Source organism: Rhizobium cerradonense, assembly GCF_030182455.1.
GTDB lineage: Bacteria > Pseudomonadota > Alphaproteobacteria > Rhizobiales > Rhizobiaceae > Rhizobium.
Genome location: NZ_JAQJCK010000019.1, coordinates 45,927 through 66,318 on the forward strand (window position 1 = coordinate 45,927; position 20,392 = coordinate 66,318).

A 20,392-nucleotide genomic window follows, 5' to 3' on the forward strand; every position below is an offset into this window, starting at 1 on the left:
TGGCCATCCGTTTTAGATCAGGCGCGCGCCACCATCGGCAACGCCGCGCCATTCAGGTCCTTCGCAGACACATCATTCGCCGGCTTCTTGGTCAGTATCTTCAGAAGCGTTGCCAGCGTGTCGGGGATGTCGTGACGCTTGACAACCATGTCGACCATGCCGTGCTCGAGCAGATATTCCGAGGTCTGGAAGCCTTCCGGCAGCTTTTCGCGGATCGTCTGTTCGATGACGCGCTTGCCGGCAAAGCAGATTTCCGCACCCGGCTCCGCAAGATGGACATCGCCGAGCATGGCGTAGGAGGCGGTGACGCCGCCGGTCGTCGGATTGGTCAACACGACGATATAGGGCTGGCCGGCTTCCTTCAGCATGTCGACGGCAACCGTCGTGCGCGGCAATTGCATGAGGGATAGAATGCCCTCCTGCATGCGCGCACCGCCCGATGCCGGGAACATTACCAGCGGGCACTTTTCGGCGATGGCGCGTTCGAACGCCTTGACGATCGCTTCGCCAGCGGCGATGCCGAGCGAACCGCCCATGAAATTGAATTCATGCACGACGGCAACGAGCTTCAGGCCACGAACCTTGCCGACGCCGACGAGAATCGTGTCTTCCTGCTCGGTCTTGACGCGGCTGTCCTTCAGGCGGTCGGTATATTTCTTCGAATCGCGGAACTTCAGCGGGTCCTGCGCGACCTTCGGCTGCGGCAGAGCTTCGTACTCACCATTGTCGAAGAGATCGGCAAGGCGGGCCTTGGCCGGCATCTTCATATGGAAGCCGGAGGCGGGAATGACCCACTTATTGTCTTCCAGATCCTTATGGAAGACCATCTCGCCGGTCTCCGGGCACTTGATCCAGAGATTTTCCGGCACTTCGCGGCGGCCCAGCATGGAATTGATCCGCGGGCGGACGTAATTCGTGATCCAGTTCAATTCGAAAACTCCTGATCGACTGAATTAACCGATATCGTAGTCGACACAGAGCGGTTCAGCGTCTCACGGAATCGCTTTCCCGCTCTATCCCTCTGTTTTTACGCAATTCCGGACGGAAAACCGCTTCGCACTTTTCCTGGAATTGCTCTAATGCGCACAGGCCGTTTCTTCAACCGAATCCGATTGAAGCTTTCCGCCTATGTGGGAAAACTATTCGGCAGCAACAAGGCGCGCCGAACGCGTCCCCGTCGACAGACCGCGCACCAGCGTGGCAACGGCCTGGATGGTGTCTGATGTCGCCTTGCCGTCCTTGGTCAGGCTGGTGGCGATCTGGTTGACGATGGCCGTACCGACGACGACGCCATCGGCGGAAGCGCCGATCAGCTTGGCATGCTCGGCCGTCTTGACACCGAAGCCGACGCAAACCGGCAGGTCCGTATGCTGCTTGATGCGCTTGACGGCGCCGGAGACCAGCGACGGGTCCGGCAAAGCAGAGCCGGTGATGCCGTTCATCGAAACGTAGTAGACGAAGCCGGACGTATTGTTCAGCACGGTCGGCAGGCGCTTGTCATCGGTGGTCGGCGTCGCGAGACGGATGAAATTGATGCCCTTGCGGATCGCCGGGATGCAGAGCTCGTCATCCATTTCCGGCGGCAGATCGACGACGATGAGGCCGTCGATCCCAGCGGCAATCGCGTCGTCGAGGAACTTCTCGACACCGTAGATATAGATCGGATTGTAGTAGCCCATCATCACGATCGGCGTATCGGCATCCGTCTTGCGGAAATCGGCAGCGAGCTGCAGCGTCTTCTTCAGCGTCTGGCCGGCCTTCAGGGCGCGCTGGCCGGCAAGCTGGATCGCCGGGCCATCGGCCATGGGATCGGAAAAGGGCATGCCGAGTTCGATGACGTCGGCGCCGGCTTCCGGCAGCGCCTTCATGATGCCGAGCGAGGTCTCATAGTCGGGATCACCACCCATGAAATAGGTGACGAGTGCCGGGCGGCCTTCAGCCTTCAAAGCGGCGAAGCGTTTGTCCATACGTGCGGTCATGGCGTCTAACTCACATTCCCAGAATCTTGCCGACGGTGAAGATGTCCTTGTCGCCGCGGCCGGAGAGGTTCATCAGGATGATCTCGTCCTTGCCCATCTTCGGCGCGCGCTTGATGACTTCGGCAAGCGCATGGCTCGGCTCGAGTGCCGGAATGATGCCCTCGAGGCGCGTCAGCGTCTGGAAGGCTTCCAGCGCCTCATGGTCCATGATCGGCACGTATTCGACGCGGCCGATATCATTCAGCCAGGAATGTTCCGGGCCGATGCCGGGATAGTCGAGGCCGGCCGATATCGAATGTCCTTCCTTGATCTGGCCGTCGCCATCCTGCAGCAGGTAGGTGCGGTTGCCATGCAGCACGCCGGGCGAGCCAGCGGTGATCGAGGCGCAATGCTCGTCGCCCTGCAGACCCTTGCCGCCGGCTTCGACGCCGACGATCTTGACGTCCTCGTCATCGAGGAAGGGATGGAAGATGCCGATGGCGTTCGAACCGCCGCCGACGGCAGCGATGACGAGATCCGGCAAGCGGCCTTCAGCCTCAAGCATCTGCTGCTTGGCTTCCGTGCCGATGACCGACTGGAAGTCGCGGACCATTTCCGGATAGGGATGCGGGCCGGCGGCCGTGCCGATCAGGTAATAGGTGTCGTCGACATTGGTGACCCAGTCGCGAAGGGCCTCGTTCATGGCGTCCTTCAGCGTGCCGCTACCGGCGGTGACCGGAATCACCTCGGCGCCGAGCAGCTTCATGCGGAAAACGTTCGGCGCCTGGCGCTCGACGTCGGTTGCGCCCATGTAGACGACGCAGGGAAATCCGAAGCGGGCGGCCACCGTTGCGGAGGCGACGCCATGCTGGCCGGCGCCGGTTTCGGCGATGATGCGGGTCTTGCCCATGCGCTTGGCGAGCAGGATCTGGCCGATACAATTGTTGATCTTATGCGAGCCGGTGTGGTTCAGCTCTTCGCGCTTGAAATAGATCTTGGCGCCGCCAAGCTCGGCCGTCAGGCGCTCAGCGAAGTAGAGCGGGCTCGGGCGGCCGATATAATGGGCGCCGAGCGACTTCAGCTCTGCCTGGAAGGCCGGATCGTTCTTCGCCTTGTTCCATTCCTCCTGCAGATCCAGGATCAGTGGCATGAGCGTTTCGGCTACGAAACGGCCGCCATAAATGCCGAAACGGCCGTCCTCATCGGGGCCGGCACGGAAGGAATTGGGTTTGGGCGTCTGGTTCACTCTCTACTCCCTGCTGCCGGTTCCGGCAGACATGCTTCTGTAAAAGCGTCGAAAAACTGGTCGATCTTCCCGAGATCCTTCACGCCCGGCGCACTTTCGAGGGCGGAGGAAAGATCGATACCCGTGGCCTTGGTGGATGCCAGCGCCTCAGCGACATTGTCCTTGTTCACACCGCCAGACAGCATGTAATCCACCCGATCGTCGAGCCAGCTCATCAGGCTCCAATCGAAGGACACGCCGTTTCCGCCCGGCAGCTCCGAACCGGCCGGCGGCTTAGCATCGAACAGGAACCGGTCGGCAATGCCGATATAGGATTCCACCCGCTTCAGATCGCCGGCATCGCGCACCGCCATGGCCTTCATGACGGGGACATTATAGACCGCTTTGATCGTCAGCACACGCTCCGGGCTTTCACTGCCATGGAGCTGCAGCATATCCGGCTTCACCAGCGACATGATCTCGTCGAGATCGTCATTCGTGGGATTGACCGTGACGGCAACGATCTTCGCCTTGCCGCGCGCGCGTTCCGCCAGTTGTCCGGCCAGATCGGGCTCGATATAGCGCGGGCTCTTTTCGAAGAAAATAAAACCGATATGGGTAGCCCCGCGCTCCAGAGCGCGGTCCACCGCTTCCGGCGTCTTCAGGCCACAAATTTTGACATCGGGGTTCATGGCAGCGAAGTGACATGAAATTGCAAAAGAGTCGAGCCTAAAGGCGACGCGCGGGGAATTTTACGCTGTTCGGAAGCAATGGGCAGCATGGGCTCATCGGCGTAGGGCGCACCCAAGCAATGCTTCATGAGAACTAGCTTTCGTTTCCAAATAATGACCGTCGGACCTTGAGTGCCGCCCGACGATCAAGTGATCAGGCGGGAAGTCTGCTAAACTTGCGAAGGTTCTTGTCGACGAAAGACTCCGGCAGGAAGCGGCGTATGAAACGGATCTGTCCCGCTGCCTTGCCTGCAGTGTAGCGTCTCTTCGGCGATGCGGCGCTCGCGGCTTTCAGCACCATGCCGGCGACGACCTCCGGCGCATCACCCGTCCCAATAATCTCGCGCATCAGTTTCTCTGCATTGGTGCGAGCCGTATCGTATAACGGAAGCGGATGATCCGGTCGCGTCAGGTTCTCCTCGAAGGACGTACGGGTGACACCGGGCTCCACGAGCACGACACGGATGCCTTGTGTTCGGACCTCGTGGTCAAGGGATTCGGAATAGCCCTCGATCGCGTGCTTGGTCGATGCGTAAAGCGCGTTATAGGGAGCGGGGATCAGCCCAAGGATGGAACTCATGTTGATGATCCTGCCTTTGCGCTGACGTCTCATCACTGGAAGGATTGCATTCGTCATCCGCAGGACGCCGAAAAAGTTCACCTCGAACAGAGCCTTCGCCTGCGCGGCAGAGGATTCCTCGGCTCCGCCAAGCAATCCGATCCCGGCATTGTTGACGAGAAGATCGATCCGTCCTGCGCGGGCGAATATCTCATCTACCGCCCTTTGCACCGATTCCTCGTCGGTAACGTCGCATACCAGCATGGCAACTCCGTCCGGAGTATCCGGCATGGGCTTGCGGCTGGTTCCAAACACTCTGTATCCAGCGCGTCGCAACGCTTGCGCAGTCACCAACCCGATACCGGAGGAAGCGCCCGTAACCAGGGCGACGCCGCTTTCTATCTTGCTCATCTGTCTCTGCTTTCATTTTGGCATGGAACATCAACGAACAACCTGTTACTATCAATTCAGTAGTAAGTCACTATCAAAAAGATATCGACATGAAGAATCTTTCGAACCAGCCATGCCTCATCGCCCGCAGCCTTGCATTGGTAGGCGATGCGTGGAGCATGCTGATCATGCGGGACGCCCATACGGGGCTCACTCGCTTTGACGAATTCCGCAAGAGCCTTGGCATCGCGCCGACAATGCTGACTGCCCGACTGGCCGCGCTTACGGAAGATGGTCTGCTGGAAAAGCGACGCTACTCGGAGCGGCCTCCGCGCGATGAATACGTGCTGACAGAGGCGGGCCAGGACTTCCTTCCCGTGCTGTTTGCGATTGGAGCATGGGGACGGAAGCATCGCCCCTGCAATGATGTGACCCGGTTTTTCGACGCCGAGACGGGTACCGAAATCGATCCCGTCACCATCGACCGGGCAACCGGCGCGCAGATTGGAACACGTCCCATCCGCATTGCTGCGCCTGACAACGCCGTCGAATGAGGAAGTTCAGCCGCCTTCCGCGGCCTGCTCAATCAAAATCGATCGCGTGCAGCTGGCTGCCATGACGCTTCAGCCAGGCCTTGGCTTCGTCCATGTCGGGGCAGAGCTTGCGGCAGAGGGCCCAGAAGCGCGGGCCGTGGTTCATTTCGCGTAGGTGCGCGACCTCGTGGGCGGCGAGATAGTCGATCACCAGGGGCGGCGCCATGACGATGCGCCAGGAGAAGCTCAGATTTCCGCCCGAGGAGCAGGAACCCCAGCGGCTGCGGGTATCCTTCATGCTGATGGAGGAGACCGTGGCGCGGATCGCTTTCGCGTGCAACGCCACCAGCTTTTCCAGATCGGCGCGGGCCTCCTTCTTGAGGAAGGTGGCGATGCGCCGGCCGGCATGTTCCGGCAGGCCGCTGACACGCAGCACTGGCAAACCATCGGCGTTGACAGCCTCGGTCAGGCCGCGCAGGCTGCCGGTATGCTCGATGCGATGGCGGATACCGCGCAGGAGGATTTCGCTGCCGCTCTGAAGATTTGCCTGGGTGGAGAATTTCGCAAGCTTGGTCAGCAGCCAGCCCTGATGCCGGTCGAGGAAGGCATTGACCTCGCGGGCGGCGAGGCCGCGCGGAATGGTCATCTTCAGCGCCCGTCCGCCGGGCTCGATCCTGAGCGTGATCCGCGTTGCGCGCTCATGCTGACGGATCGTCAGGGGCATCAGCCGCCCGGCCACGTCCAAGGTGCGCGTTTCCGGCGCGGGCGGCTTGGGAACAGGTCGGCGGGATCTGGACGAAAGCGGAAACATGAAAAGCAGTTTTATACGATTCGCTGGGGTTTCTGGCAAAGAAAAACCGGCATCGCCGGATGCCGGTTCTGACTGGAAAAGCTGTTGTAATTACGGCGTTTTAAATTCGGAAGCCGGGCCGTTGTCATCGTTGCGCTTGACGTTGTTACGGTCGCGCATGAAACGGTCGAACTCTTCCTGATCCTTGGCGCGGCGCAGTTCGCGGACGTAGGTGTCGAACTCGGCACGCATTTCATCGAGTTTGCGGCGCTCCTCTTCGAGGCGCTCCAGCTCTGCCCGGCGCCAATCGTCGAAGGCGACATTGCCGGTGGAAAAATGCTGGCGATAACGGCCGCGGTGGCGGCCGCAGCCGGCAAACATGCCGTCGGCCTTCTGGTTCACATCCCGTTTGAAATCTCTCAGGCGTTCGCCGAAGAGAATATAGGCAAGCATGGCGAGACCCAGAGGCCAGAAGACCACGAAGCCAAGTATCATCAGGGCAATGGTAGCCGGAGTCCAATCCGGGCGAAGCAATGCTGACTGGTGGTTCATCGTGAGGTATCCTCGCAGTAAGGCGGCCCGGCCACATGCCGAACCGCTGGAATCGAGATGGTAACCTCTTCGTGAGCCTTCAATGGCTTTTGCCGGGAAAATCGGACAAGCCCTTGAATCCGGCCCAATAATTCAACAAAAGCTAATTATTTGCAATTTCAGGCAGATTTGCCGCCCTTGATCACACGCTTGACCACTGGCTTTCCGGTGCGGCTATGTTCGCGGGTGAAAGCGACGATGCGCGGCGCGATTTCGCGACGGAAACGCGAACCGTTGAAGACGCCGTAATGGCCGACATCCGGCTGCAGGTAGTGCATCCGCATATCGTCGGGAATGTTGGTGCAGATGGTCTGCGCCGCCTTGGTTTGACCGACACCGGAAATGTCGTCGTTTTCGCCTTCGACTGTCAGCAGGGCGACATTACGGATCGCCGTCGGATCGACGCGCTGGCCGCGGTGCGTCAGCTCACCCTTCGGCAGCGCGTGCTTCATGAACACCTGATCGACGGTCTGCAGGTAGAATTCCGCCGTCAGATCCATGACCGCCAGATATTCGTCATAGAAATCGCGGTGCTTCTCCGGCTCGCCGTCGTTCTTGACGAGGTGCATGAAGAAGTCCTTATGCGCGATCATGTGCCGGTCGAGGTTCATCGACATGAAGCCGGAGAGCTGCAGGAAACCGGGATAGACCGGGCGCATGAAGCCCGGCTGCGGCCAGGGCACGTTCATGACGACATTGTCGGCGAACCATTCGAGCGGCCTGTCCTTGGCAAGCTGGTTTACTGCCGTCGGGTTGATGCGCGTGTCGATCGGACCACCCATCAGCGTCATCGACGAGGGCGACAGCGGATCGCCGGCCGCTTCCATCACCGCGGCTGCGGCCAGGACCGGCACGGAGGGCTGACAGACGGCAATGACATGGGTGTCCGGCCCGAGATGATGCAGCATCTCGATGACGTAATCGATGTAATCTTCCAGATCGAAGGTGCCTTCGGTCATCGGCACCATGCGGGCATCGATCCAATCGGTGATGTAGATATCGGCATTAGGTAGCAGCGCTTCTACCGTCCCGCGCAGCAGCGTCGCATAGTGACCCGACATCGGCGCGACAATCAGGATGCGCGGATCGCTGCCATGGCCGGCGGGCAGGCTGCGCTCGAAATGGATGAGATTGCAGAAGGGCTTGTTCCAGACGATCTTTTCGTAGACCGAGACCGGCTTTCCTTCGATCGAGGTTTCAGGCAGGCCGAATTCCGGCTTGCCGTAGCGGCGGGTGGTGCGCTCGAAGACTTCGAGACTTGCCGTCAACGTGCGGCCAAGCATCGTATGGGACAGAGGGTTTAGCGGATTGGCATAGGCCAGGCGCATCATGTCGGCAGCGGCGCGGAAGGGTGCGAGGGCGGCATGATTGAGTTCATAAAGCTGATAAAACATAAAATCATTACCTTTCGAGGTGATCAGACGAGAACGCTACCCCCAGCGCGCGCCTCGTCCATGAAGCTCTTTCTGTTGAGACTATCAGTTTTTGTTGCAGGGCAACATAACCCTTTCGGAATCTTGCGCATGTAAAAATGCCGGAGAATCGTCTCTCCGGCATCAATAATGGTCTCAAAACGTTAAAGTTCCTGATCGTGCACGTTCATCAAGCGTCAGCCAGGAAGGTTTGACGCTGCGTGCCGAGACCTTCCATGCCGAGCTCGACGACGTCGCCGGGCTTCAGATATTGCGGCGGCTTCATGCCCATGCCGACGCCCGGAGGCGTGCCCGTGGAGATGACATCGCCCGGATGCAGCGACATGAACTGGCTGAGATACGAGACGAGGTAGGCGACGCCATAGACCATGGTCTTGGTCGAGCCGTTCTGCATCATCTGGCCGTTGACCTTCAGCCACATGCCAAGCTTCTGCGGATCGGCGACTTCGTCCTTGGTGACGAGCCAGGGGCCGATCGGGCCGAAGGTGTCGCAGGACTTGCCCTTGGTCCACTGTCCCGAACGCTCAGTCTGGAAGCCGCGTTCGGAGACGTCGTGGGAAACGCAGTAACCGGCGACATAATCCAATGCGTCGGCCTCGCTGACGTATTTCGCGGTCTTGCCGATGACCACGCCGAGCTCGACTTCCCAATCGGTCTTTTCCGAGCCGCGTGGGATCAGCACGTTGTCGTTCGGGCCGACGATGGCAGAAGTTGCCTTCATGAAGATGATCGGCTCCGGCGGCACGGTGGCGCCGGTTTCGGCGGCATGGTCGGAGAAGTTCAGGCCGATGCAGATGAACTTGCCGGTGCCGGCGACGCAAGCGCCGATACGGCCTTCCGCCAATTCCGGCAGGCTCTTCGGATCGAGCGCGGCGATCTTCGCCAGGCCGGCAGGCGAAATCGCCTCGCCGCCGATATCGGCGACGTGAGCGGAGAGATCGCGGATCTTGCCGTCGCTATCCAGAAGCGCCGGCTTTTCCTTGCCGGCATCGCCAACACGCAACAATTTCATAGGTCTTCCTTCCCTGCATTTTCAAAGATGAGATTGGTTTCACCATATATGAACGAATTATTCATCAGTGTCACCCATCGATTTCTGGCCTAACATGTCTCGCCCGCCTGCACCGGAACAACGGCGTTCCTATGACGATGGCAAGGAGCGCGCGATTTCGACAATGGTGGCAAAGGCGATATCGACATCTTCCGCCGTCGTCTCGAACTGTCCGGCCTGAAAGCGAATGACCAGCCTGCCATCGACCCGCGTCTGCGTCAGATAGATGCGGCCATCATTGTTGATGGCGGCAATCAGGCGCTGGGTATGGCTTTCCTGCTCGATGCCGGCGGGTGCCTTGTGATCGAAGGAGAAGAGCGACAGGAACGGCTTGGTGACGATCTCGAAATCCGGCTCGGCGGCCAGACGTTTTGCCAGGGTCTCGGACCAGGCAACATGGTTGCGGATCATCGTGCGCAGGCCTTCGAGACCGTGATAGCGCAACAGGAACCAGAGTTTCAGCGCGCGGAAGCGGCGACCGAGCGGCACGGACCATTCGGAATAATTGATGATACCATCGTGACCATGGGTGCGCAGAAATTCCGGATGAATTGCCAGCGTCCGCACAAGGGATTCCGGCTCGCGGATGAACTGCACGGAGCAATCGAACTGCGCACCAAGCCATTTATGCGGATTGAAGACGATGGAATCGGCCTGTTCGACGCCCTGCCACAACGCCCGGAATTCGGGGCAGATCATGGCCGAGCCGGCCCAGGCTGCGTCGACATGCACATAGAGCCCTTGGGCGTGTGCGACTTCGGCGACCGCTGCAATATCATCGCAGCCGCCGATACTCGTGCCGCCAACACACGCGATGACGCCGGCCGGCAGCAGGCCCGCCGCGCGATCCTGTTCGATCGCAGCAGCGAGCGCCTCGGTATCCATAGCGTGGTTCGGGCCGATGGAAGGGATACGGACCAGGTTCTCCGAGCCGATGCCGGATATCCAGATGGCGCGATCGATCGACGTATGGACCTGATCGGTGGAATAGATGCGGATGGTTTTGTTCGCCGCAAGCCCTTGACTGTTGCCCTGCCAGCCGAGCGCTCGTTCGCGCATGACCAGAACCGCTGCCAGCGTCGCCGTCGAGGCGGAATCCTGGATGACGCCGGTGAAGCCCTCGGGCAATCCAAGTGCCTGGCGCAGCCAGTCGACTACCTTGGTTTCCAGCTCGGTGGCGGAAGGCGAGGTCTGCCAGAGCATGCATTGGGCGGCGATCGCGCTGACGAGATATTCGGCGACGACCGAGACCGGGGCGGCATTGGCGGGGAAATAGGCGAAGAAGCGCGGGTGCTGCCAGTGCGTCATGCCGGGAACGAGGATATCCTCAAAATCCTTGAAGATATCCTCCATCGCTTCGCCGGATTCGGGCGGAGAATCCGCGATATGCGCTGCGATTTCGCCGGGCTTCGTCTGGGCCCGCACCGGCCGGTCGCGGAGCGATGCGCGATAGTCCGCCCCCCAATCCGCCGCCTTTTCCGACCAGCGCCGAAACTCCTCCCAATCCATGACCGCCTCCACACTTCGTCAGAACGAGGCGACCTTAGACCGGTTTTCTGAGGCGGTCGAGTATCAGAAAAGCTCGTCGAGCGCAGGGCCAGCCGGCACAATTCCAGTCGGATTGAGTGCCGCGATGGAGTAATAGCCGCGCTTGATATGGTCGAAGCTGACGGTCTCGGCGATGCCGGGCCAATCGAGCATGCGACGGCAGAAGGCCTGGAGGTTGGCATAGTCCGACAGGCGGCGGAGATTGCATTTGAACAGGCCGTGATAGGCAAGATCGAAGCGAACGAGGGTCACGAAAAGCCTGATGTCGCTCTCGGTCGGGTGCTCGGCGAAGAGGAAGTCCTTGCCCTCCAGTTCGCCTTCAACCCAATCGAGGCAATCGAACACATCGCGGAAGGCTTCTTCATAGGCGATCTGTGTCGTCGCGAAACCGGTGCGGTAGACGCCATTGTTGAGGACCGGATAGATGCGGGCGCTGAAAGCATCGATATCTTCGCGCCGGCCGGCCGGATAAAGATCGATCGCATGGCTGGCGAGATCGCCGAAACCGTCGTTCAACATGCGCAGAATATCAGCGGATTCGTTGTTGACGATCGTGCCCTTCCGCTTGTCCCAAAGCACCGGCACGGTGGCGCGGCCGGAGAAGAGCGGATCGGCCTTCGTATAGATTTCGTGCACATAGCTGGCGCCGTTGACCGGATCGTCGGTCGCGCCGGGGTAATCGCCGAACCGCCAGCCTTGCTTGCTCAAGGCCGGCTCGACCACCGATACGGAAATGACCTCTTCCAAACCCTTCAGCTTGCGGCCGATGAGCGTGCGCGAAGCCCAGGGGCAGATCAGCGCGACATAGAGATGGTAACGGCCGGCTTCGGCTGCAAAACCACCCTCACCCGTCGGGCCTGGTCGCCCATCCGATGTCACCCAATTGCGGAAGCTCGATGTCTGGCGAACGAAGCCGCCCTTTTCATCCTTGGCCTGGACGGGCTGCCAGTCTTCCATCCACTTTCCGTTCACCAGCAAGGTTCTGTCTCCAATTCGCGCGCGTTCTGTTGGGCGCGATCATAGCGAAATCGGATTTCACCGAAATAACGTAATGTTGAAACAGACTGTCTACCGGGCAGCGCCGGATACGACTATAAACTTGCCTCCTATATTCCAGTTATCGGAGCCCCCTATGCCTACTTCCGTTTCTTCCGTGAAAACCGACCATGCCAGTCGCTATCTGCAGCAGCTTTGCAAGCACTGGAGTCACAAATTCATCGTCGAATTCAACGAAACCGCCGGCAAAGTGCCGTTCAGCCCCGAAACCTCCGTCGAGTTTTCGGCCGATGCTTCCGCTTTGCTGATGACCCTGCACGTCGAAAATCCGCAGGACCTCGAGCGCATGCAGAATGTGGTGGCCGATCACCTCAAGCGATTTGCCTTCCGCGAAGAGCTCGACGTGGTCTGGACTGCGGACGCAAGCGGGGTATAGGTTCGCTTCGCATCCTCCAAAGCCAGTCGCTTCGTCCGCTCCCAACGGTCCGCGACTGCCTCCCTCAGATGGAAAGAATCCCATGACGTCCAGCAACACCCGCGAATCGCAATATCCGATCGACAAGCTCTTTCTCGACCGTTGGTCGCCGCGTGCCTTCTCCGACGAAACCATGCCGGAGGCCGATCTCCTGACCATTCTGGAAGCCGCCCACTGGGCGCCGTCCGCCTCCAATCTGCAGCCCTGGCGCTTTGTCTACGCACTGCGCGGCTCGGAAAACTGGGAGAAATTCCTCGATCTCCTGATCGAGTTCAACCAGAGCTGGGCGAAATCCGCCGCGGCGCTGCTTTTCGTCGTTTCGCGCACCCACAATGGCGAACTCGGCTCCGCCGAGCAGAAGCCCAACTACAGCCACTCCTTCGACACTGGTACAGCCTGGGGCTTCCTGGCGCTGCAGGCGCACCTAGCCGGCTACGCAGCGCACGGCATGGGCGGTTTCCATGTCGAGAAATCCTATGAAGTTCTCGGCATTCCGGAAGGCTTCCGCGTCGAGGCGGCCGTTGCGATCGGCAAGATTGGCGACAGGGATCAGCTTCCGGAGAAGCTGAGGGAACGCGAAGTGCCGAACCACCGCAAGCCCCTTTCCGAAGTCGCCTTTAACGGCACCTTCATCGCCAAGTAATTGATCTTAAAACGGAAAGGCCCGCCTGATCTTCAGGCAGGCCTTTTTTGATTGCTTAAGTTGGCGATCAAATATCGAGGTTGGCGACGCTCAGCGCGTTGTCCTGAATGAATTCGCGCCGGGGTTCGACCTCGTCGCCCATGAGCCGGGCAAACAAACCGTCGGCATCGGTCGCATCGGCGACCTTGACCTGCAGCAGCGAACGGACATTCGGATCGAGTGTCGTTTCCCAGAGCTGCTCGGCATTCATTTCGCCAAGACCCTTGTAGCGCTGCATGGTGAGACCCTTGCGGCCGCTGGCAAAGATGGTTTCCAGCAGCATGCGCGGACCGGAAATCTCGGTTTCGCCGTCGCGGCGAATGAGCTTCGGCGGCAGGTTATAGATCTCCTTGAGGCGCGAGGCGAGCTGATCGATAAGGCGCGCGTCCTGCGAGCCGATCAGCGCCATATCGAGAACGACGACTTCCTTGACGCCTCGCACCATGCGCTCGAAACGCAAGCCGCCTTCGCTGGTGAGCCCGCCGGTCCAGCCGCGTTCAGTTTCTTCGGCAATGATGTCGAGCCGGTTGGCAACATCATTCACCAGGCTTTCGGCACGTGCCTGGTTGCTGACGAGTTCGGCATTCAGAGCGCCGGCAATCGCCGCTTGTTCGATGACGGAACGGTTATAACGCGAATGCAGATTGTCGAGCAGCGTGCGCAGACGCAGGGCATCCGAAATGACCTCCCGCAGATCCTGGCCTGCGCGAACCTCACCGGTGCCGAGATGCAGGCTGGCATCATCGAGACCCTGGCCGATCAGATATTCCTCCAGCGCCTTCTCGTCCTTCACATATTGCACCGACTTGCCGCGCGTCACCTTATAGAGCGGCGGCTGAGCGATATAGAGATGGCCGCGCTCGATAAGATCAGGCATCTGCCGGAAGAAGAAGGTGAGCAGCAGCGTGCGAATATGGGCGCCGTCGACGTCGGCGTCCGTCATGATGATGATCTTGTGATAGCGCAGCTTGTCGGCGTTGAACTCGTCCTTGCCGATGCCGGTGCCGAGTGCGGTGATCAGCGTGCCGATTTCCTGGCTCGACAGCATCTTGTCGAAGCGGGCGCGCTCGACGTTGAGGATCTTACCGCGCAGCGGCAGGATCGCCTGGTTTTCGCGCGAGCGGCCCTGCTTGGCCGAACCGCCTGCCGAGTCACCCTCGACCAGGAAGACTTCGGACTTGGCCGGATCGCGTTCGGAGCAGTCGGCAAGCTTGCCGGGGAGAGAAGCGATATCCAGCGCGCCCTTGCGCCGGGTCAGTTCGCGTGCCTTGCGGGCGGCTTCGCGGGCGGCGGCGGCTTCGACGACCTTGCCGACCAGCACCTTCGCATCGGCGGGATGTTCTTCGAGCCAGGTGTTCAGCGCCTCGTTGACAAGGCTTTCGACCACCGGCCGCACTTCCGACGACACCAGCTTGTCCTTAGTCTGCGAGGAGAATTTCGGGTCCGGAACCTTGACCGAAAGCACCGCCGTCAGGCCTTCGCGGCAATCATCGCCCGTCAGCGTCACCTTTTCCTTCTTGGTAATGCCGGAAGTATCAGCATAGGAGGTGATCTGGCGTGTCAGCGCGCCACGGAAGCCCGCCATATGCGTGCCACCGTCGCGCTGCGGGATGTTGTTGGTGAAGCAGAGCACGTTTTCATGGTAGCTGTCGTTCCACCACATCGCCACTTCGACGGTGATGCCATCCTTTTCACCACGGATGGATACCGGCTTTTCGACCAGCGGCTTCTTGGCGCGATCGAGAAAGGCGACGAAAGCCTCAAGGCCTCCGTCATAGATCATCTCTTCCTGCCTGATGTCGGAATGACGCTTATCGGTCAGAAGAATGCGGACGCCGGAGTTCAGGAACGCAAGCTCGCGCAGGCGATGTTCCAGCGTCGCATAGTCGAATTCCGTCATGGTAAAGGTCTGCGAGCTCGGCATGAAGCTGACTTCGGTGCCGGTCTCGGCGCCGGCATCACCCGTCTCCTTGAGCGGCGCGTCGGCGACGCCGTGGGTGAAGCTCATTTCATGGATCTTACCCTGACGGCGGATCTTCAGTTTCAGCCAGACGGACAAGGCATTGACGACGGAGACGCCGACGCCGTGCAGGCCGCCGGAGACCTTGTAGGAGTTCTGGTCGAATTTACCGCCGGCGTGGAGCTGGGTCATGATGACCTCGGCTGCGGAAACGCCTTCGCCAGTGTGAATATCCGTCGGGATACCGCGGCCGTTGTCGGTGACGGTCACCGAACCATCGGGATTGAGCGTCACCGTAACGATGTCCGCATGGCCGGCCAGCGCCTCGTCGATGGCGTTGTCGACAACCTCATAGACCATGTGGTGCAGGCCCGAACCGTCATCCGTGTCGCCGATGTACATGCCGGGGCGCTTGCGCACGGCATCAAGGCCCTTCAGAACCTTGATGGAATCTGCGCCATACTCGGCATTGCCGCCGTTTTCGGTTACGGATGTATCGGTCATATATTGAAGTCTTTCCAGTGTTTTAGAGAACCCTGCCGATCTCTACCGAATCAGCGGTTTTTCTTTCCCTGAATATAGGATGTTTCGCCCCGAACTTCCAAATGGAAGGCCCCTCATATCAGGCATAAAGCAGGGGATTAAGGCGGTTTTCAGCCGCTTTTGCCGGCATTTTCGAGAAGCTCGGACAGCTCCCCGATCGTTGCCGCATCGAGGCTGCGAATCCGGCCCGCCAACCGATTGACAAAGGCCGTATATTCCGGCGCCAGGCCCGAGGTGTCGATGACGACGCGCGGGTCGGAAAAGCGTGCCAAGAGGAACAATTCCTCCGCCTCGTCCCAGATGATATTGAAGTATCCGGCAATGCGCTGCAGGAGATCGAAAGTCGGCGTGCCGCGCTTTCCATGTTCTAAGGCGGATAAATAAGCCGGAGTCACATTCAGCGCCGCAGCCATTTCCTTCTGCGAGACACCCTTGCGCGCCCGGAGCTTCCTCACCGCTTCGCCAAAGGGGGTCACAGCTTCTCGCCTTTCAGTCGCGACAGGCGGATATAGAGGGCACCGTCGCCGCCATGATGCTGCGCGGCCGTCTCATAGGACGAAATCAGGAACCGGAATTCCGGCTTGGAGAACCACATCGGCACGGCACGCTTCAAGGCGCCCTCGCTGCCCATGGAACTGCCCTTGCCGGTGATGACTAGCACATGGCGAAGGCCGCGCTGATGCGCGCGGAGAAGGAAATCGAGGAGCATGGCGTGCGCCTCGCTCTGGATCAGCCCGTGAAGGTCGATCCGCGCTTCCAGCGCCAGCCGGCCCTTGGCGATCTTACGCTTGACCGGCCGCTCCAGCGGATGGTGCGCGCCGGAAGGCGGTTTGGCCGGTGGCGGCGGAATTTGCGGATCTCGGGATGCTGCCGAAGCTTTCTCCTTCTCGGCACGTGCGGTTTCCTCCGCCCGTGCCTCTGCCGCCAGAACCTCGTCGAAAGCTTCGATATCGGCGAGCCGTTCCGGCATTGGCCGAGTGCTTTTCGCCACCTTGCCCCAGAGAATGCGCTCGTCCGTGCTGAGCTTTCGTTCCTTGGTCTGTCGTTCTGAAGCCATCAGCCGAACCTCTGAGCTGCCGCCTTCGGAACCAATATATAAAAATCCGCATCATTGCGCACGGTACCGGCAAGCTCTCCCGCATCGTAGCCGGAACCGGTAAAGATATCCCCGCGCGCCGAGCCGACGATCGCCGAACCGGTATCGAGCGCCAGCATCAGCCGCCCGAAAGGTTTGCCGCCGTCGAGATGCGTCAAGCTTTCCGACTGGATGAAGAAAGGAAAGCCGAAGGTGTGGATCAGCCGATCGACCGCCAGTGAGCGGCCCGCAATCAGCGGCACCTTCGCCGCTGCGATCGGACCAAGCGCGGGATCGCTGACATCGGCCTCACGGAAAAAGATGTAGGACCTGTTGTGCCACAGGACTTCATCGACTTCCTGCGGATGGGCATAGAGCCAATCGCGGATCGTCTGCATCGAAATCGTCGCGCGGTCGAGCGCGCCGCGGTCGATCAGCAGGCGGCCGACGGCCGAGAAGGGATGGCCGGCCTTGGCGGCATAGGTGATGCGGCCCATGCGTCCATCCGGATAGAGCAATCTCGCCGCGCCCTGCACATGCACAAAGAAGACATCAACCTTGGACTTTGCCCAGGCGATCTCCAAGCCCCTGCCTTCCAGATAACCCCGATCAATCTCGCCGCGGTCCGGATAGGCGGAGATGTTCCCATCCTTGAGACGACCGAACATATAGGATGGATCGAGATTCGCGGGCCGGTTGGTATCGTCGAGATCGATCAGATCGTCCGGCCGGCGATAGAACGGATAGCGATAGGTCTCGTCCGGTGTTGCGGAGACTGCAATCTCCGGCTCATAGAAGGCTGTTACGAAACCTCTGGCGCCGTCGCCGCGGCGAATAAAAAAGGGCTGGCAGCGTTCTTCGAAGAAGGCGCGGGCCTCGGCAGCGTCCTTGGGCGCGTAGCCTTCCGCATCGTCGAGCAGGGTCAGGAGGTCGTTTGCGGTCAGTCCGGCTGCACCGGTGCGGTAGGGCTTTACATCTCTGATATGGTCCCGACAGTCCTTCATGGCACGAAAAAGGCTGGAAGGATCGTCGTCCTTCCAGCCCTTCAGATCGGCGAAGGTTGCCGGTTCAAGCCTGAAATCCTGCGATGCGGTCGTCATTGTTCGGATTCGGTCGCCACGAGTTTCCAGTTCGGATCGCGCGAACGGCTGTCGCGGGCAAAGGTCCAGAGATCGCTGATCTCGGCAACCGCCTCGGCATCGCCGTCGATCAGCGTGCCGGCCTTATCGTAGGTCGCCGAAATCATCTGGCTGACGATGCGCATCGTCACGAAGGCTTCCGTCCCCTTCATCTCGGCGGTGACGATATCGGCCTTGTCGATGCCGACAAAGGTGGACTTTACCTTTTCGCCCCTGGTTTCGCGCTCTGTAATGGCGGCATCGAAGCCTTCATAGACCTCGCGCGACAACAGGCCCTTCAGCGCCTTGCGGTCGCCATCGGCAAAGGCCATGACGATCATCTCATAGGCCATGCGGGCGCCATTGACGAATTCCTTCGGATTGAAGCTGGGATCGGCCTTGCTCAATTCGCGCAGCGAATCGTTGAGCGGCGTGCCGGCTGCCGCAAAGGCGTCGATGGCCGCAAAACGATCTTCATCCTCGGCTGCATCGCGGCGCGGCAGGGTCACTACCTTGCCGGCATCCGGTACGGTCGGACCCGTAGCCGAATCGGGGGAACCGTAGAGATCGCGCGGCGGCTTCTCGTTCCCCGTACGGCGGCCAAGAACGCTACGGAGCTGAAAGAAAATCAGCACCGCTGCCACCAGGAAAAAGATCGTCACAAAGTCGTTTGCACCCATCTCGTATCGGAACCGCCGTTAAAATTGAGAGTTTCAATCCCCATATAGTCCGCATCGATCTATCATTCAAATAGCGGACCGGTATCTTTATTATGCGCGATGGACTAACGCTAAGCGTATAAGCACCGCTTCCAGGACACATTAACATGCGCCTATCCCTCGTACCTGTCTTCGTCTTTCTGATGCCGCTTGCCGAAATCGCTGGCTTCATCATCGTCGGCAAGATGGTCGGCGTCTGGGCGACATTGGGGCTGGTGATCCTCAGCGCCCTCCTGGGTGCCGCTCTTCTCAGAATCCAGGGCATCGGTATCCTGCAGCGCATTTCCGCCGAGAGCCGCAATGGCGGCGATCCGGGACGCGAAATGGTGCATGGCGCCATGATCGTCGTTGCCGCATTCCTGCTGATGCTACCCGGCTTTATCTCTGATATTATCGGTTTGCTGCTCTTCATTCCGGCCGTGCGTGAGTTCGCCTGGACGGTCCTGCGTAAACGCATCGTCGTTCTGGGCAGTTCGCGTGCCTTCAGACGGGGCGCCGGCCAAGGCCCGAGTTCGGCTTCCGGCCCGCAAACAGGGCCGCGCGGACCCGGGCATGTCGTCGATCTGGACGAAACCGATTTTCATCGCGAGCCCAACCGCAACTCGCCTTGGTCTGACAAAAAGCGCCTTGAAGAGTAGGCAACAGCGGCCAAAGATGGCCGAAGCCTCAAGGGTTGTAAGCCCTTATTCGAAATGCTAGATGGCGACACCCATTGACGTCAGAGGAAACCCCCATGGCCAACGAGAACAGCGGCAACGGCGCAGCCAGCCCGAGCCTTTCCATCCTTGCTCAATACACCAAGGATCTTTCCTTCGAAAATCCTGGTGCTCCGCGCTCGCTGCAGGCCCGGGAAAATGCTCCCGACATCAACATCAATGTCAACGTCAACGCCAATCCGCTGTCGGAATCGGATTTCGACGTTGTGCTGACGCTGAATGCCGAAGCCAAGGATGGCGAGCGGGTTCTCTTCCACACCGAGCTGGTCTATGGCGGCGTCTTCCGCGTCACCGGTTTCCCGCAGGAACACATGCTGCCGCTGCTCTTCATCGAGTGCCCGCGCCTGCTCTTCCCCTTCGCCCGTCAGATCATCGCGGACGTCACCCGCAACGGCGGCTTCCCGCCGCTGATGATCGACCCGATCGATTTCGCGCAAATGTTCACCCAGCGTGTCGCCGAAGAACAGGCCCGCGCCCAGGTCGAAGCGGTTCCGAACTAAGCCTTCGGTCCATTCCATCGATAGAAACAAAAATGCCCGGATTTCGATCCGGGCATTTTCTTTTGGGCTTAGAGTATGTTTTCAATTCGCGGCGCGGTATTTCGACCAGATGCCTTTTTCGCCAAGCTTGGCGATCAGCGCTGCGTGATCTTCCAGCTCGGCCTCGCTCAATCTGCTCGCCAGCGGCGTCGGTCGCACCAGGATATCCGCAACGATCTCGTCGGCATCGTCGGCCTGACGGGAGCGTGCGGATGAACCGTTGATGCTGCCGAGACCAAGGGCTGTCTGCCGGCCGCCGATCATCTCGATATAGACTTCAGCCAGCAATTCGGAGTCGAGAAGCGCGCCGTGTTTGGTGCGGTGGGAATTGTCGATGCCATAGCGCCGGCAGAGTGCATCCAGTGAGTTCGGCCCCATCGGATGTTTGCGCCGGGCCATGGCGAGCGTATCGATCACCGTATCGGGTAGGATCGGCGGCCGACCAAGCCGCGCGAATTCGGCATTGACGAAACCCATATCGAAAGTCGCATTGTGGGCGATCCACTTGGCTTCGCCGAAAAAGGCAAGGATTTCATCGGCGACATCGGCAAAGGACGGCTTGTCCTTCAGGAATTCGTCGGTGATGCCGTGCACGGCAAGCGCGTCCGGATGGACTTTGCGGTCGCCGGGATTGATATAGAGATGGAGGGTCTTGCCGGTCGGAAAGTGATTGAAGAGCTCGATACCACCGATTTCGATGACCCGGTCGGCCCTGTTGTCGAGGCCGGTCGTTTCCGTATCGAAAATGATTTCGCGCATA

Annotated in this window: 22 protein-coding genes; 5 read left to right on the plus strand and 17 right to left on the minus strand. The window is 59.9% G+C overall.

Going from position 1 to position 20,392, the window contains the following annotated elements; translation table 11 throughout:
- Window positions 1-17: 17 nt before the first annotated feature.
- The 5 genes from accD to PH547_RS28310 all read right to left on the minus strand — a co-directional run bounded on the left by accD (window position 18) and on the right by PH547_RS28310 (window position 4,884).
- A complete protein-coding gene (gene accD, locus PH547_RS28290; protein WP_104821455.1) occupies window positions 18-929 on the minus strand; it encodes an acetyl-CoA carboxylase, carboxyltransferase subunit beta in 912 nt (303 codons plus the stop codon).
- A 210-nt stretch (window positions 930-1,139) separates the two neighbouring features.
- On the minus strand, window positions 1,140-1,979 hold the full coding sequence (trpA, locus tag PH547_RS28295) for a tryptophan synthase subunit alpha (RefSeq protein WP_104821454.1): 840 nt from the start codon (window positions 1,977-1,979) through the stop codon (window positions 1,140-1,142).
- A 10-nt stretch (window positions 1,980-1,989) separates the two neighbouring features.
- Complete coding sequence (gene trpB / locus PH547_RS28300) at window positions 1,990-3,204, minus strand: tryptophan synthase subunit beta (RefSeq protein WP_104821453.1); 1,215 nt, start codon at window positions 3,202-3,204, stop codon at window positions 1,990-1,992.
- Entirely contained in the window at window positions 3,201-3,875 is a 675-nt protein-coding gene (locus tag PH547_RS28305) for a phosphoribosylanthranilate isomerase (RefSeq protein WP_104821452.1), read from the minus strand. Before PH547_RS28305 ends, trpB begins: the two co-directional genes overlap by 4 nt.
- A 193-nt stretch (window positions 3,876-4,068) precedes the next feature.
- Window positions 4,069-4,884 carry an oxidoreductase gene (locus tag PH547_RS28310; protein WP_104821451.1) on the minus strand — a complete coding sequence of 272 codons (816 nt, stop codon included), beginning with the start codon at window positions 4,882-4,884 and terminating at the stop codon, window positions 4,069-4,071.
- Between the two features lie 89 nt (window positions 4,885-4,973).
- On the opposite strand from PH547_RS28310, the gene PH547_RS28315 reads away from it, so the two are divergent.
- The gene (locus PH547_RS28315) at window positions 4,974-5,417 is read left to right on the plus strand and encodes a winged helix-turn-helix transcriptional regulator (protein WP_104821450.1); all 444 of its coding nucleotides are present in this window, start codon (window positions 4,974-4,976) and stop codon (window positions 5,415-5,417) included.
- A 28-nt stretch (window positions 5,418-5,445) separates the two neighbouring features.
- Here PH547_RS28315 and PH547_RS28320 read toward each other — a convergent pair whose 3' ends face one another.
- The 6 genes from PH547_RS28320 to PH547_RS28345 all read right to left on the minus strand — a co-directional run bounded on the left by PH547_RS28320 (window position 5,446) and on the right by PH547_RS28345 (window position 11,787).
- Complete coding sequence (locus tag PH547_RS28320; RefSeq protein ID WP_104821449.1) at window positions 5,446-6,207, minus strand: M48 family metallopeptidase; 762 nt, start codon at window positions 6,205-6,207, stop codon at window positions 5,446-5,448.
- A 90-nt stretch (window positions 6,208-6,297) separates the two neighbouring features.
- Window positions 6,298-6,738, minus strand: coding sequence for a DUF2852 domain-containing protein (locus tag PH547_RS28325; protein WP_104821448.1), 441 nt, complete (start codon window positions 6,736-6,738; stop codon window positions 6,298-6,300).
- A gap of 158 nt (window positions 6,739-6,896) precedes the next feature.
- A complete protein-coding gene (phaZ, locus tag PH547_RS28330) occupies window positions 6,897-8,171 on the minus strand; it encodes a polyhydroxyalkanoate depolymerase (protein WP_104821447.1) in 1,275 nt (424 codons plus the stop codon).
- Between the two features lie 208 nt (window positions 8,172-8,379).
- Window positions 8,380-9,222: a fumarylacetoacetate hydrolase family protein gene (locus PH547_RS28335; RefSeq protein ID WP_104821446.1), complete on the minus strand. Its 843-nt coding sequence runs from the start codon at window positions 9,220-9,222 to the stop codon at window positions 8,380-8,382.
- Between the two features lie 129 nt (window positions 9,223-9,351).
- The gene (locus PH547_RS28340; RefSeq protein ID WP_104821445.1) at window positions 9,352-10,770 is read right to left on the minus strand and encodes a pyridoxal phosphate-dependent decarboxylase family protein; all 1,419 of its coding nucleotides are present in this window, start codon (window positions 10,768-10,770) and stop codon (window positions 9,352-9,354) included.
- A 63-nt stretch (window positions 10,771-10,833) separates the two neighbouring features.
- Entirely contained in the window at window positions 10,834-11,787 is a 954-nt protein-coding gene (locus tag PH547_RS28345; RefSeq protein WP_104821444.1) for a glutathione S-transferase family protein, read from the minus strand.
- A gap of 154 nt (window positions 11,788-11,941) precedes the next feature.
- Between PH547_RS28345 and PH547_RS28350 the strand changes: the two genes are divergently transcribed.
- Together PH547_RS28350 and PH547_RS28355 are read left to right on the plus strand one after the other, a co-directional pair.
- Window positions 11,942-12,241, plus strand: coding sequence for a DUF2218 domain-containing protein (locus PH547_RS28350; RefSeq protein ID WP_104821443.1), 300 nt, complete (start codon window positions 11,942-11,944; stop codon window positions 12,239-12,241).
- A gap of 82 nt (window positions 12,242-12,323) precedes the next feature.
- Complete coding sequence (locus tag PH547_RS28355; protein WP_285170030.1) at window positions 12,324-12,923, plus strand: nitroreductase family protein; 600 nt, start codon at window positions 12,324-12,326, stop codon at window positions 12,921-12,923.
- Window positions 12,924-12,990: 67 nt separating this feature from the next.
- Here the strand turns inward: PH547_RS28355 and gyrB are convergent, their stop codons facing one another.
- From gyrB to PH547_RS28380, 5 genes are all read right to left on the minus strand, one after another.
- Window positions 12,991-15,426 carry a DNA topoisomerase (ATP-hydrolyzing) subunit B gene (gyrB, locus tag PH547_RS28360; protein WP_285170032.1) on the minus strand — a complete coding sequence of 812 codons (2,436 nt, stop codon included), beginning with the start codon at window positions 15,424-15,426 and terminating at the stop codon, window positions 12,991-12,993.
- 149 nt (window positions 15,427-15,575) lie between these two features.
- The gene (locus PH547_RS28365; RefSeq protein ID WP_285170033.1) at window positions 15,576-15,941 is read right to left on the minus strand and encodes a helix-turn-helix domain-containing protein; all 366 of its coding nucleotides are present in this window, start codon (window positions 15,939-15,941) and stop codon (window positions 15,576-15,578) included.
- A complete protein-coding gene (locus PH547_RS28370; protein ID WP_283048233.1) occupies window positions 15,938-16,522 on the minus strand; it encodes a Smr/MutS family protein in 585 nt (194 codons plus the stop codon). Before PH547_RS28370 ends, PH547_RS28365 begins: the two co-directional genes overlap by 4 nt.
- Window positions 16,522-17,640: a murein transglycosylase A gene (gene mltA / locus PH547_RS28375; RefSeq protein WP_285170034.1), complete on the minus strand. Its 1,119-nt coding sequence runs from the start codon at window positions 17,638-17,640 to the stop codon at window positions 16,522-16,524. Before mltA ends, PH547_RS28370 begins: the two co-directional genes overlap by 1 nt.
- Window positions 17,637-18,338: a Tim44/TimA family putative adaptor protein gene (locus tag PH547_RS28380; RefSeq protein ID WP_104821437.1), complete on the minus strand. Its 702-nt coding sequence runs from the start codon at window positions 18,336-18,338 to the stop codon at window positions 17,637-17,639. Before PH547_RS28380 ends, mltA begins: the two co-directional genes overlap by 4 nt.
- Before the next feature lie 146 nt (window positions 18,339-18,484).
- On the opposite strand from PH547_RS28380, the gene PH547_RS28385 reads away from it, so the two are divergent.
- Window positions 18,485-19,015 carry an FxsA family protein gene (locus PH547_RS28385; protein WP_285170035.1) on the plus strand — a complete coding sequence of 177 codons (531 nt, stop codon included), beginning with the start codon at window positions 18,485-18,487 and terminating at the stop codon, window positions 19,013-19,015.
- A 95-nt stretch (window positions 19,016-19,110) separates the two neighbouring features.
- Window positions 19,111-19,593, plus strand: coding sequence for a protein-export chaperone SecB (gene secB / locus PH547_RS28390; protein ID WP_104821435.1), 483 nt, complete (start codon window positions 19,111-19,113; stop codon window positions 19,591-19,593).
- A gap of 81 nt (window positions 19,594-19,674) precedes the next feature.
- On the opposite strand, the gene dnaQ is transcribed toward secB, so the two are convergent.
- Window positions 19,675-20,391: a DNA polymerase III subunit epsilon gene (gene dnaQ, locus PH547_RS28395; RefSeq protein WP_104821434.1), complete on the minus strand. Its 717-nt coding sequence runs from the start codon at window positions 20,389-20,391 to the stop codon at window positions 19,675-19,677.
- Window position 20,392 lies beyond the last annotated feature (1 nt).